The 13,381-nt window shown below is 63.8% G+C and carries 11 protein-coding genes; 5 read left to right on the plus strand and 6 right to left on the minus strand.

The window, feature by feature from the left end:
* Positions 1-141: 141 nt before the first annotated feature.
* The 4 genes from AC1DYR_RS14725 to AC1DYR_RS14740 all read right to left on the minus strand — a co-directional run bounded on the left by AC1DYR_RS14725 (position 142) and on the right by AC1DYR_RS14740 (position 4,874).
* Positions 142-1,566: an NAD(P)(+) transhydrogenase (Re/Si-specific) subunit beta gene (locus AC1DYR_RS14725; protein ID WP_477705731.1), complete on the minus strand. Its 1,425-nt coding sequence runs from the start codon at positions 1,564-1,566 to the stop codon at positions 142-144.
* Complete coding sequence (locus tag AC1DYR_RS14730; protein ID WP_477705732.1) at positions 1,563-1,889, minus strand: NAD(P) transhydrogenase subunit alpha part 2; 327 nt, start codon at positions 1,887-1,889, stop codon at positions 1,563-1,565. The genes AC1DYR_RS14725 and AC1DYR_RS14730 overlap by 4 nt, the downstream gene beginning before the upstream one ends.
* A gap of 82 nt (positions 1,890-1,971) precedes the next feature.
* Positions 1,972-3,087, minus strand: coding sequence for a Re/Si-specific NAD(P)(+) transhydrogenase subunit alpha (locus AC1DYR_RS14735; RefSeq protein ID WP_477705733.1), 1,116 nt, complete (start codon positions 3,085-3,087; stop codon positions 1,972-1,974).
* A gap of 251 nt (positions 3,088-3,338) precedes the next feature.
* On the minus strand, positions 3,339-4,874 hold the full coding sequence (locus tag AC1DYR_RS14740; protein WP_477705734.1) for a CoA-acylating methylmalonate-semialdehyde dehydrogenase: 1,536 nt from the start codon (positions 4,872-4,874) through the stop codon (positions 3,339-3,341).
* Between the two features lie 137 nt (positions 4,875-5,011).
* Between AC1DYR_RS14740 and AC1DYR_RS14745 the strand changes: the two genes are divergently transcribed.
* Both AC1DYR_RS14745 and AC1DYR_RS14750 read left to right on the plus strand, forming a co-directional pair.
* Positions 5,012-6,013: a LysR family transcriptional regulator gene (locus AC1DYR_RS14745; RefSeq protein ID WP_477705735.1), complete on the plus strand. Its 1,002-nt coding sequence runs from the start codon at positions 5,012-5,014 to the stop codon at positions 6,011-6,013.
* Positions 6,014-6,021: 8 nt separating this feature from the next.
* Positions 6,022-6,537, plus strand: a complete 516-nt coding sequence (locus AC1DYR_RS14750; RefSeq protein WP_477705736.1) for an NUDIX hydrolase — start codon at positions 6,022-6,024, stop codon at positions 6,535-6,537.
* 73 nt (positions 6,538-6,610) lie between these two features.
* On the opposite strand, the gene AC1DYR_RS14755 is transcribed toward AC1DYR_RS14750, so the two are convergent.
* A complete protein-coding gene (locus tag AC1DYR_RS14755) occupies positions 6,611-8,212 on the minus strand; it encodes an OpgD/OpgG family glucan biosynthesis protein (RefSeq protein ID WP_477705737.1) in 1,602 nt (533 codons plus the stop codon).
* A gap of 111 nt (positions 8,213-8,323) precedes the next feature.
* Here AC1DYR_RS14755 and mnmA point away from each other — a divergent pair, with 111 nt between their 5' ends.
* Entirely contained in the window at positions 8,324-9,538 is a 1,215-nt protein-coding gene (gene mnmA / locus AC1DYR_RS14760) for a tRNA 2-thiouridine(34) synthase MnmA (protein ID WP_477705738.1), read from the plus strand.
* Positions 9,539-9,611: 73 nt separating this feature from the next.
* Here mnmA and AC1DYR_RS14765 read toward each other — a convergent pair whose 3' ends face one another.
* A complete protein-coding gene (locus AC1DYR_RS14765) occupies positions 9,612-11,027 on the minus strand; it encodes a MipA/OmpV family protein (RefSeq protein ID WP_477705739.1) in 1,416 nt (471 codons plus the stop codon).
* A 234-nt stretch (positions 11,028-11,261) separates the two neighbouring features.
* On the opposite strand from AC1DYR_RS14765, the gene AC1DYR_RS14770 reads away from it, so the two are divergent.
* Both AC1DYR_RS14770 and AC1DYR_RS14775 read left to right on the plus strand, forming a co-directional pair.
* A complete protein-coding gene (locus tag AC1DYR_RS14770; protein ID WP_477705740.1) occupies positions 11,262-11,537 on the plus strand; it encodes a DUF4242 domain-containing protein in 276 nt (91 codons plus the stop codon).
* Between the two features lie 8 nt (positions 11,538-11,545).
* A complete protein-coding gene (locus tag AC1DYR_RS14775) occupies positions 11,546-13,372 on the plus strand; it encodes an AfsR/SARP family transcriptional regulator (protein ID WP_477705741.1) in 1,827 nt (608 codons plus the stop codon).
* Positions 13,373-13,381: the final 9 nt, after the last annotated feature.

A 13,381-nucleotide genomic window follows, 5' to 3' on the forward strand; every position in this document is an offset into this window, starting at 1 on the left:
TGCTTACTGCCACGGATTCTCATGGCGTGCCCTCTTCGTGGCTATTGCGTTTTCCCTAGGAAACCCGGGAAATTAGAAGGGGCGCCCCTCTAATTCATGACATGCAGGCAAGTCGCAGCCGCTCAGGGGCTGCCATTACCCTTATTCGATGGCCTTGCCCATGTCTTCAATCACCTTTTTGGCGTCGCCGAACACCATCATGGTCTTGTCCATGTAAAAGAGTTCGTTGTCCAGGCCCGCATAGCCGGCCGCCATGGAGCGCTTGTTGACGATGACCGTCTTGGCCTTGTAGGCCTCCAGGATGGGCATGCCATAAATGGCGCTGCCCTTGACGTGCGCGGCAGGGTTCACCACGTCGTTGGCGCCCAGGATGATGGCGACGTCGGCCTGGCCGAATTCGGCGTTGATGTCTTCCATTTCATGCACCTGGTCGTAGGGCACTTCGGCCTCGGCCAGCAGCACGTTCATGTGGCCGGGCATGCGGCCTGCCACCGGGTGGATCGCGTACTTGACGTTGACGCCCCTGTCGATGAGCTTTTGCGCCAGCTCTTTGACCGAATGCTGGGCGCGCGCCACGGCCAGGCCGTAGCCCGGAACGATGATCACGGTTTCTGCATTACCCAGGATGAAGGCAGCGTCATCAGCCGAGCCCGACTTGACGGGGCGCTGCTCTTTGGCGCCTGCGGCGGCCGTACCGGCCTCACCGCCGAAGCCGCCCAGGATCACATTGAAGAAGGAACGGTTCATCGCCTTGCACATGATGTACGAGAGGATGGCACCCGATGAGCCGACCAGCGAGCCGGCAATGATCAGCATGGAGTTGTTGAGCGAAAACCCGATGCCCGCCGCGGCCCAGCCCGAGTAGCTGTTAAGCATGGACACCACCACCGGCATGTCGGCGCCTCCGATCGGGATGATGATCAGCACGCCCATCACGAAGCTCATTGCCAGCATCGCGAAAAAGGCGGGCCAGCTGCCCGTGAACATGAACACCAGCCCCAGGCCGATGGTCAGCAGGCCCAGCACCAGGTTCAGCTTGTGCTGGCCGGCGAACTGCACCGGCGCGCCCTGGAACAGGCGGAACTTGTACGTGCCCGACAGTTTGCCGAAGGCAATCACCGAGCCGCTGAAGGTGATGGCGCCAATGGCCGCACCGAGGAACAGCTCCAGCCGGTTGCCGGTGGGGATGGGGCTGCCTTTGGCCGCGATGCCAAAAGCGTAGGGTTCGGCGACGGCGGCCACGGCGATAAAGACCGCGGCCAGGCCGATCATGCTGTGAAAGAAGGCCACGAGTTCAGGCATCTTGGTCATTTCGACCGTCTTGGCGCGCCAGGCGCCATAGCCCCCACCGATCACCAAGCCCAGCAGGACGTAACCCATGCCCAGGGCTTTGCCGCCCGAGATTTCAACGATGAGCGCTGCCGTCGTCAGCATGGCAATCGCCATGCCGACCATGCCGAACAGGTTGCCGCGGATCGAGCTGGTGGGGTGTGACAGGCCTTTGAGCGCCTGGATGAAGCAAACAGAAGCCACCAGATACAGCAGCGTGACGAGATTCATGCTCATTTGGCGGCTCCTTCAGCGGGCGCGGCGACTTTCTTTTCTTTCTTGCGGAACATCTCCAGCATCCGGCGCGTCACCAGAAAGCCGCCGAAGATATTGACGGCCGCCAGCGCCACGGCCAGCACGCCCATGGTTTTGCCCAGCGATGTTTCGGTCAGCGCGGCCGCGAGCATGGCGCCCACGATCACGATGGCCGAAATCGCATTGGTCACCGCCATCAGCGGCGTGTGCAGGGCAGGCGTAACCGTCCACACCACGTGGTAACCCACGTAGATGGCCAGTACAAAAATAATCAGGTTGATGATGGTGGGTGACACTGCATCCATGGTCTTCTCCGTGAGGGGGCTGCGCCGGCTTGAACCCGGCCTGTCCGATTAAATCCAATTGATCCGATGGGTCCCGAATGGGTTACTTCTTCTTGATCTCGCCGCCCTGCGTCATCAGGCAGGCGGCGACGATGTCATCTTCCAGGTCGACATTGAGCGTGCCTTCCTTGGTGATGATGAGCTTGAGGAAGTCGAGCAGGTTTCGTGCGTAGAGCGCGCTGGCGTCCGCTGCGACAAGGGCCGGCACGTTGGTTTCACCGATCAGCGTCACCCCGTGCTTGACCACGGTCTTGCCAGGCTCGGTCAGCGGGCAGTTGCCGCCTTGCGGCGCAGCCAGATCGACGATCACGCTGCCGGGTTTCATGGCTTTGACCATGTCTTCTGTGACCAGCACGGGCGCAGGGCGGCCCGGAATCAGTGCCGTGGTGATGACGACGTCGGCCTGCGCGACGCGCTTGGCGACTTCGGCCTTTTGGCGCTCAAGCCAGCTGGGCGGCATGGGCTTGGCATAGCCGCCCACGCCGACGGCGGCTTCGCGCTCTTCGTCGGTTTCGTAGGGCACATCGATGAACTTGCCGCCCAGGGATTCGACCTGTTCCTTCACGCTGGGGCGCACATCGCTGGCTTCAATCACGGCGCCCAGGCGCTTGGCGGTGGCAATGGCCTGAAGGCCGGCTACGCCGACGCCCAGGATCACCACACGCGCGGCCTTGACCGTGCCGGCCGCCGTCATCAGCATGGGGAAGAAGCGCTGGTATTCAGCCGCAGCCATCATCACGGCCTTGTAGCCCGCGATGTTGGCTTGCGAGGAGAGCACGTCCATGCTTTGCGCCCGGCTGGTGCGCGGCGCGGCCTCCAGTGCGAAAGACGTCAATTTTCCCGCTGCGAGGCGTTGCAGGCCTGCGGCATCAAATGGATTGAGCATGCCGACCAGTACACCGCCGGCTTTGGCCAGCGGCATTTCGCTATCGAGCGGGCAACGCACCTTGAGCACGATATCAGCGCCGTAGGCACCCGCCGCGTCGGTAATCTCTGCGCCGACCGCCGTGTAGGCTTCGTCGGTAACGCTGGCGGCGACGCCGGCGCCCGACTGCACACGTACGGTGTGCCCCTGCGCTTTGAGCTTTTTGGCCGTTTCGGGCGTGATGGCGACGCGTGTTTCTCCGGCCGTGATTTCGGCGGGTACCCCAATGAGCATGGGTCTCTCCTCAGTACGTTGGTGTTGGTTTGGTTGACGTCAGCCCAAGGGTGAGCTTGCGCGTGATCTGCTTCGATGTGTGTCTGCGTATCCGTTTTTGCACCTGTCATGAAGCTTACATGAGATTTTTGCAAATTTTTGTCCGGGCAGTCTACCGTTTTTGACCCGAGTCAAGCCACGCAATAAAAAAGCCCCGCTCACCAATACCTGGCGGTTGGGGCCGGTTTGCCTTGATGGCTGGCGTGCTATTTCTATTTGGCTGTCGGCATCACGAATTCGGCGCCCTTGCCGATGCTCTCGGGCCAGCGCTGCATGATGGACTTTTGTTTGGTATAGAAGCGCACGCCCTCTTCGCCATAGGCGTGCATGTCGCCAAAGAGGCTCTTTTTCCAGCCACCGAAGCCATGCCAGGCCATGGGCACCGGGATCGGCACATTGATGCCCACCATGCCGACCTGGATGCGGCGGCTGAATTCGCGTGCTACATGGCCGTCACGGGTGAAGCAGCTCACGCCGTTGCCGAATTCATGGGCATTGATCAGGTCCACCGCTTCGGCGAAGTCCTTCACGCGCACGCAGCCCAGCACGGGGCCGAAGATCTCTTCTTTATAGATGCGCATGTCGGGGGTCACGTGGTCAAACAGCGTGCCGCCCATCCAGAAGCCCTTGCCGCAGCCCGGGCCGGCCTTGGCGCCCGTGAAGGTGCGGCCGTCCACCAGCAGCTTGGCGCCCTCCTTCACGCCAGTGTCGATGTAGCCGGTAATGCGCTGGTGCGCGGCCGATGTGACGATGGGGCCCATTTCAGCGTCAAGCTCCACACCGTTTTTGATCACCAGTGTTTTGGCGCGCGCTTCCAGCATGGGAATGAGCTTCTCGGCCACATTGCCCACCAGCACAGCCACAGAGATCGCCATGCAGCGTTCGCCGGCCGAGCCGTAGCCGGCGCCGATCAATGCATCCACCGCCTGCTCCAGATCGGCGTCGGGCATGACCACCATGTGGTTCTTAGCGCCGCCCAGGGCCTGCACGCGCTTGCCGTGGCGTGCGCCGGTTTCGTAGATGTAGTTGGCAATCGGCGTGGAGCCGACAAAGGACACGGCCTTCACGTCCGGGTGCACCAGCAGGGCGTCGACCGCCTCTTTATCCCCCTGCACCACGTTGAAGACGCCATCGGGCAAGCCGGCTTGCTTGAGCAGGTCGGCCATGAAAAGGCTGGGGCTGGGGTCGATGGGACTGGGTTTGAGCACAAAGCAGTTGCCGGCGGCAATCGCCACCGGGAACATCCACATCGGCACCATCACCGGGAAATTGAAGGGCGTGATACCAGCCACCACACCCAGCGGCTGGCGCAGCGTCCAGTTGTCGATGCCGGTGGAAACCTGGTCGGTGAAGTCGCCCTTGAGCAGCTGCGGAATGCCGCAGGCGAATTCAACAATGTCGATGCCGCGCGAGACCTCGCCCTGGGCGTCGGTGAACACCTTGCCGTGCTCGGCGGTGATCATGTGGGCCAGCTTGTCCTTGTTCAGGTTGAGCAGTTCCAGAAACTTGAACATCACGCGTGCGCGGCGCAGCGGCGGCGTGTCGGCCCAGGCGGGAAATGCGGCCTGGGCTGACGCCACGGCCGCATTGACCTCCACTCCGCTGGCAAGCGCGACATGACCCGACACCGCGCCCGTTGCAGGGTTGAAGACTTCCTGGCTACGCCCGGAAGACGGCGCGGCCACACGGCCATTCAGGTAGTGGCCGATGGTGGCTTGTGAAGCAGAGGCAGCAGGGGATAAAGACATTTGCAATCCTTGAAAGGTACGGGGCCGGGCCGGCCGTGTGGGTTTAACCGCAGTCTAGGGCTGCGCAGCCCAATTGATAATGCCCTGTTTTGTGATTACATTGTTCATATTTTTGAACAATAGGCTTCTCGACCTCCATGTCTTCCGACCAGCTATCGCCCCTCGTCGCCGACCTTCACCTGCTGACCATCCTGGCGGCTACACGCAGCTTTACCGAAGCGGCGCGACGCCTCGGGATGTCCAAGGCCTCGGCCAGCATGCGCATCAGTGAGCTGGAGCGCGCCGCCGGCGTGACGCTGGTGCGGCGCACCACGCGCTCCGTAGGCCTGACGGAGGCTGGCCAGCAATTGGTGAACGACATGCAGCCGGCGTTTAACCGCATCAGCGAGAGCTATTCCGCCGTGAAGGACCTGGTGGAAACCCCGCGCGGGCTGATCCGCGTGACAGCACCTGTCGCGCTCGGGCGTCAGCACCTGGCGCCCTGCGTTGCGGCCTTCCTCAAGCGCTATCCCGAAATCCATATCGAACTGGAACTCACCGACCGCTTTGTCAACCTTGCCAACGAAGGCTTCGACCTGGCGATACGCCACACCAATGCGCCGCCCGAAACCCATGTGGCCTGGGTGCTCTGCGAAACGCGCTCCATCCTGCTGGCCAGCCCCGACTACCTGGCGCGACGCGGCGTGCCTGCGCAGCCGTCAGACCTGGGCGCGCACGACTGCCTGCTCTACCTGGGCAACCACAACACCGCCAGCTGGACCTTCGTGCGCAGCGGCAAGCGCAAATCCCGCGAGCAGGTCGGCGTGAACATTACGGGCACCCTGAAGGCCAACAACAGCGAAGTGCTGCGCGAAGCGCTGGTGGCGGGCCTCGGCATCGGCCTGCTGCCGGATTTCAGCGCACCCGCAGGTGGCAGCGCGGAGCCATCGCCATCGCCGCTAGTGCAGGTGCTGCCCGAGTGGCAGGTGCAGGGATTTTTCGGCGAGCGCATTTACGCCCTCAGGCCCTGGTCGCAGCAAGTGCCCAAGGCGGTGCAATGCCTTGTGGCCCATTTGCGCGAGAGTTTCGCTGCCGGATTTTCGGCCGGCCAACACACCGGGCTGGCGCGTCAGGACCCCGGTCATCAAGGCCACGGATAATCCGGCGCATGATTAAACGATGGAAGCCCAGCGTCACGGTCGCTGCGGTGATTGAAAAAAAGATTGACGGTGTCTCCAGGTTCCTGCTGGTCGAAGAGGAAACGCGGGACGGCCTGAAGCTCAACAACCCCGCCGGCCACCTGGATCCCGGTGAAAGCCCCTTTGAGGGTTGCGTTCGCGAGACGCTGGAAGAAACCGCCTTCCATTTCACGCCCACCGCCATTGTGGGTGTCTATCTCTCCCGCTTTGAGCGGGCCCTCATCGGGCAGGAAGAATCCGAAGACATCACCTACCTGCGCTTTGCGTTCTGCGGCGAACTGGGCGAGCATGTCGCGGGCCAGACGCTGGATGAAGGCATTGTGCGCACGGTCTGGCTGACGGCCGACGAAATAAGAGCGAGCGCTCACATGCATCGAAGCCCCCTCTTGTTGACCTGCATGGAAGATTACCTGGCAGGCAGGCGCTTCCCGCTTGATCTGGTGACCACGGATGCCAGCGTGCATGCACCGCTGAGCCAGAGGTAGGAAGCACCGCTGCCGTGGATGATTTGGCAGCGCCAACAGGACCCCGCTTTCCCGCTGACAGCCAGCGCAGTCCTCAATAAAGAATTCGTTGCGCCACCGGCGGCGGCGTCCACTGGTACAACCAGGTCTCCGTCAATGACTGGCCGTCGACCTGCAAATGCATGCGCAGGTTGATGGGTGCCACGCTGTCGCCATCGGGGCGCAGGTCGAACATGGCTCGCCACCCCTTGATGGCCTCCAGTGGCCGGGCCGACGTCAATTCAATCGTGCCGCGCGATGCGGTGATCACGGCTTTGACCTGGGCCCCGCGGTTCAGCAAGGCAAAGTCGCCGCCCGCAAAATCGACGGCAAAACGCCGCGTGTAGGCCGTGCGCTTTTGCCCGACCACGCCGCCGAGGCCGGTGCGCGTGGCCACACAGCGCGCGAGCGGCCCTTGTGCGGCGGGCGGCTCGCCGCCCCAGTGCAGCCGGTAGGAAAACAGCAATTCCTGCCCTGCCTGCGGCTTGTCCCTGGGGTTCCAGAAGGCCACGATGTTGTCAAAAGTTTCGTCCGCGGTCGGAATTTCCACCAGCTGTATCGCGCCCGCACCCCAGCCCGCCTTGGGCTCAACCCACAGGCTCGGGCGTTTTTCATAGAACACGCCGTCGTCCTGGTAGTGGTCAAAGTTGCGGTCGCGCTGCATCAGGCCAAAGCCGCGCGGGTTCTCGTCCTGGAAGGCGTTGAACTGCAATTGCGCCGGATTGGTCAGTGGGCGCCACAGCCATTCGCCCGTGCCGCTGTGCATGGCCAGGCCGTCGGTGTCGTGGATTTCGCCGCGCCAGTCCCAGCCCATGCGTCTGTCGTTTTCGCCGGTCTGGAACATGCTGGTGCATGGCGCGATGCCCATGCGGTCAATGGTTTTGCGCGGGTACAGCGCCACGTCCAGGTCCATGATCTGCGTGTCACCCGGCGTGATCACAAAGCGGTAGGCGCCGCTGACGCTCGGCGAGTCCAGCAGGGCGTAGACGGTCAGTGAAGCCGCTTTCGGGTCCGGCTTTTCGAGCCAGTAACCGATGAAATCCGGAAACTCTTCCGGGAAAGTTTGCGCCGTGTCGATGGCCAGGCCCCGCGCCGACTGGCCGTACTGCCATTCGCCGCCCACCGCGCGAAAGTAACTTGCGCCGAGGAAGGCCGCCACGTCACGCACCGGATCGGTGTGGAAATTCAGCCGGAAACCGGCAAAACCGAGGTCGGCGGGCAGTTTGTCGCCCCGCACGCCGCTTTTCCCGTAATCAAACATGGCCGGGTCATAGGCCAGTTCCTGTGCCTGGCCATTGCTCACTTCGTGCATGCGCACCGGCGTCTTGAAGAACAGGCCGAGGTGGAAAAACTTGGCCACGAAGCGCAGCTTGTCGTCGCCCCACAAGGCATGGTCGTCCCGAAAGCGGATGGCCTGGTGCTGGTCCCAGTTCAAGTCCGAAATACCCGCCGGCAAGGCCGTTGACCGGGGCCGGTAGGGTTTGGCCGACAAGTCGCGCGCCTGGCCCTTGAGCATCGCGTAGTCGAAGGCTTGGGCCTTGCCCACGGGTTTCAGGCCCGCGGCCTGGGCCAGTGACGAAAGCCATGGCAGCCCGGTGGCGATGCCGGCCGCCGTGACGGCCTGGCCGGTGCGAGAAAGAAATTGACGTCGTTGCAAAGTGGCAGCTCCTGCAGGAAAGGGGCATTCCATTGTGCCGCCGGCCGCACGGCCAACAGGGCCGAAAAGCCCGGACAGGCGCAAACGCTTTCATCTTTTTACAATAGAGCCATGGGCAACCCGCAAATCAACACACACAGCCACGACGGCAAGCGCAAACGGATCGTCGTCGGCCTGAGCGGAGGCGTGGACTCCGCCGTGACGGCGCACCTGCTCAAACGGCAGGGCCACGAGGTTATCGGCATCTTCATGAAGAACTGGGAAGATGACGACGACAGCGAGTTCTGCTCGTCCAACATTGATTTTGTCGACGCCGCCGCCGTGGCCGACGTGATCGGCATCGAGATCGAGCACGTCAACTTCGCGGCCGACTACAAGGACCGCGTTTTCGCCGAGTTCCTGCGCGAATACCAGGCTGGCCGTACGCCCAACCCTGACATCCTGTGCAACGCCGAAATCAAGTTCAAGGCGTTTCTGGACCATGCCATGCGCCTGGGCGCCGAAAAAATCGCGACCGGGCATTACGCCAGGGTTCGCCACAACGAAGCCACCGGCCTGCACGAGCTGCTCAAAGGCCTTGATCCAGCCAAAGACCAAAGCTATTTTTTGCACCGGCTGAACCAGGCTCAGCTCTCCAAAACGCTGTTCCCCGTGGGTGAGCTGCGCAAGACCGAAGTCCGGCGCATTGCCGACGAGATCGGCCTGCCCAACGCGAAGAAAAAAGACTCCACAGGCATCTGCTTTATCGGCGAGAGGCCTTTCCGCGAATTTTTGAATCGCTACATCGCCAAAGAGCCCGGCCCAATCAAGAACGACAAGGGCCGCGTACTCGGTGAGCATGTGGGCCTGTCCTTCTATACCTTGGGACAGCGCCAGGGCCTGGGCATAGGCGGCGTGAAGGCCAAGGGAGCCGAGCTCAAGGCCGTGCAGGCACGCGGGTTGCGCGGCATCGGAGAGCACGAACCCTGGTTTGTGGCACGCAAGGACCTTGAAACGAACACGCTGTGGGTGGTTCAGGGCCATGATCACCCGTGGCTGGAATCCACGGTGCTCCAGGCGCAGGATTGCAGCTGGGTGGCGGGACATGCACCGAGGCCCGGTGTCATGGCGGCCAAGACACGCTACCGGCAGGCCGACGCGCCCTGCGAACTGCGCAGCGCTACCGGCGCGGCTTGCGAACTGGAGTTTGCCGATGCCCAGTGGGCGGTGACGCCGGGCCAGTCGGCTGTGCTCTACCAGGGCGATGTCTGCCTGGGTGGCGGCGTGATTGCTGCCAGCAATGTGCAAAACCAGCCAGCCATGCCTGCCAGGGCCGCGTACGCCTGATTTTTCAGTCAAATCAGGCTGCAGCCCTTTATAACCATGCGCTAGAAGCTATCAAATCAATAGCAAATACGGTTCAAAGCGCCGTTTCGACGTAGGTGTAGATGTAGTTGGAGCCGCCGTTGACGTTGCCCAGCAAACGCGACGAACCAAAAATGCCGGAGCGGTGCGACACGCCAAAGCCTATGTAGGTGTCCTTGAGCGGCCGGTAGCCGATCAGGTCGCCCAGGCTCACGTCAATGGTCGGGTCCAGGTAGTTAAGCATGCGCGAGGCCGACTTGCCGTTTGCCGCCAGGCTGGACGACTCGATGTAGGGCGCCCGCTGCGCCATCGACACACCCACACCCAGGCCCAGCCGCGTCTTGACCCGATCACTCCAGGGGAAGCCCGAGTACACGGCCTTCATGAACAGGTCCAGTTGCACGCCATTAGCCTGCAAGCCCCGCTCATCGTGGTGCGTGAGGCCTACGTAGCCGACGAAGTCTAGCGGCCAGCCGTTCACATTGTTCAGGAAGGGCTTGCCCACCTGAATGCCGGTAATGCGGGTCGAATTGACCTTCGCCGTCGACAGGCACTGCGCCGTGATGATCTTGGCCAGGTGACAGCCGTCTTCGGTTGACTTGCCGTACAGCAGCTTGAAGTAGGTGGGCGAGCCGTCTTCTGCCCACTCGCGCTTGTGGCCGCCAAAATCATAGGCCGCGCCGACATACACGGCGGGCAGCACGCTCTTTTGCACGATGGGGCTGTTCTTGGTCTTGTTGTCCAGCAAGGTGGCCGACACACCGGCCAGCAGGCGCCAGCGCTCGGTGAGGTCATAGGAGCCGTACAGGCCAATCGAGGTCTGCACACCCGAGCCCGGCGCATAAGCAGGTCGCCCGGCCGTTGCCTCACTGGCCTGCACGCCGTAGTAATAGTTGTTGAGCCTGGCGTCGCGCACCCCCACGGTCACGCTGGGGCGCAACATCCAGGGGCCCGAGCGCCAGTCGTAGGTGTAGCCCAGACGGAACTCGTTGCCCTTGTAGGTGTTGCTGATGTCATGCACCAGCTCGGCCTGCAGCGTTCCCCAGGGCTGACGCCAGCGATAGGCCAGGCCCAGGTCCAGGCCCGAGTCGCGCGGCGACATGCCGGCCAGACTGGCGGGCAGGCGCTCGGTGGGGAAGCCCTCCAGGCGCTGCTCCACAAAAAGGTCCAGCCGCTTTTCGGTGCCGTTGAGCAGTTTGATGCCGCCCCGGTTGGCATGCAGGAAAAGCCGCTCACCTTCATACAGGTAAAGCGGCAGCAGGTCGTAGCGTGTGCCGGCATCCTTATAGGGCGAACGTTCGATCCGGGTCACGAGACCCAGCCCGGCACTGCCCGGCGAAGAAAGGATGTCGGTGAGCGGCTCTGTGTTGCCGCCGGCAAAGGCCGGCAGGGCCGCGCACAGCCCGGCAGCCGCAATAGCAGCTCCGCGCAGAACTCGGTGTGGCAAAAGGAACAAAGGGGAGCGATTCATCATGTTTTTTTTGAAGGTGGGGGATGTTGCAGCAGCCGGGCAGGGAGCACACACTCCGATGCTATCCACGAACAGCGCATTCGCTCCGGTCGATTTGTAAGAAAACGGGTACAAATCGGATAGGCCGACACCGCGCCATTCCCCTTATTGATTCGATCCGGGCGTCTTTCTCACACGCCGGCTCACACGTACACTGCCTATCTTCGGGTCTCCACTAACTTAACGGAGCCTGTTATGCCCAAATTCGTGATCGAACGTACCATCCCCGGACTCGGGACCCTGAAGCCCGCCGAGCTGCAATCCATCTCCCAGAAATCCTGCGGTGTGCTGCAGGAACTGGGGCCTGACGTGCAGTGGGTGCAAAGCTACGTGACGGGCGGCAAGATGTACTGCATCTACAACGCGGCCAGCGAGGAACTCGTGAGGGAACACGCGCGCAGGGGTGGCTTTCCAGCGGACTCTGTCTCGCGGGTCACCACCACCATAGACCCCACCACCGCCGAAGCCTGAGGCCGCCGGTGAACTCGCCAGCCCCGAACGACGCGCCGCCTTTGGGGCTGGCCATCCACCTGCTCGGCCCGCCGCGGGCGGAGCGCGGAGGCCAGCCCGTGCCGGCGCCACGCGGGCACAAAGTCTGGGGCCTGCTCGCCTACCTGGTCCGCAGCGATGCGCCGGTCAGCCGCAAGCACCTGGCGCAGCTGCTGTTCGAGGATGCCGAAGATCCGCTGGCCGCCCTGCGCTGGAACCTCAGTGAGTTGCGGCGCCTTCTCGACACCGCAGATTTGCGCGGCGATCTGCTGGCGCTTTCACTGGAGCCAGCCACCTACATCGACCTCGGCGCCGTGCTGTCGGGCAGCTGGGCGCAAGCCCTGTGTGTGCCCGGCCTGGATCACGAGTTACTGGAAGGCATGAATTTTTCGGGCAGCCCGGCCTTCGAGGTCTGGCTCGCCACGGAGCGCCGCCACCTTCAGGCCGCCGCCGAGGCTGTGCTGCGCGAAGCCGCCCTGGCTCGCATGGCCGCGGGCGCCATGACAGAAGCAGCCACACTGGCTGGCCGGCTGGTGCGGCACAACCCGCTCGACGAGAACTACCAGGCTTTGCTGGTGCGCAGCCTCGCGGCCTCGGGCGACGGCGTGGGCGCCGCGCGCCAGGCCGCAGCCTGCCGTGAATTGTTCCAGCGCGAACTCGGCGTGCAACCCGGCGCCACGCTGGACGCGGCCCTGCGCACGCTCACCGCAGCGCCCACCGCGCGGCCCGCCACCGGGCGCGCGGCGGCGCTGGCGCAACTCGAAGCCGGTGAAGCAGCCATCAGCGCCGGCGCGCTCGATGCCGGCCTGCAATGCCTGCGCCGCGCGATCGTGGAAGCCGATGCCACCGGCGACGCGGCACTGCGTGCGCGCGCCCGTGTGGCCCTGGGCGGTGCGCTGGTGCATGCCGCCCGCGGACGCGACGAAGAAGGTGCCACGGCGCTTCACGAAGCACTGGAAGTCGGCCGCGAGGCTTCGCCGGTACTCGCCGCCGCCGCGTGCCGCGAACTTGGCTATGTCGAATTCCTGCGCGGCCGCTATGAACGCGCGCTGGCCTGGCTGCAACGCGCGACGCCGATGGCAGCCGGCGACCACGCGGAGCAGGCGCGCATCGCCACCGTGTACGGCGCTGCGCTCAGCGACACTGCGCATTACACGGCCGCCATCAGCCAGCTGCGCGAAGCTGAGGCGCTGGCTGTTAGCGTCGGCGACAGCCGGCAACTTGCCTACGCGCTGTCGATGCTGGGCCGCGCGCTGCTGCTGCACGGCGAACCCGAGGCCGCCGCCGACGCCCTGGACCGCTCGGTGGCACTGGCCCGGCAAGGCTGGACCGCCTTTGTGCCGTGGCCGCAATCGCTGCGAGCCGAAATCGACCTGCTGCGCGGCGACGTGGATGCCGCCGCGAGCCGCTTCGAGCATGCCTTCGCGCTCGGCTGCCAGCTCGGCGACCCGTGCTGGGAAGGCATTGCCGGCCGAGGCCTGGGGCGCGTGGCGATGGCACGCGGGGAACCGCAGCGCGCCGTCGAAATACTCACAGACGCCCTGGCGCGCTGCGTACGCCTTCCTGATGCCTACCTATGGGCCAAGGCATATGCCCTCGACGCGCTGTGTGATGTCGCTGTGGCACAAGCCATGCCCCAGGCCTCGGCCTGGATCAACGAAATGCAGGACCTCGCTGCGCGCAGCGGCATGCGCGAACTGACGGTGCACGCCTGCCTGCACCGCGCGGCGCTCGGCGACAGTGCGAGCGCGGCGGCGGCGAAGCTGCTCGCCGGCCAGATCGACAACCCCGCGCTGCACGCCCTTGCCGGGCTATGACTGCAGTGG

Source organism: Polaromonas sp. P1_F9, from assembly GCF_056405615.1.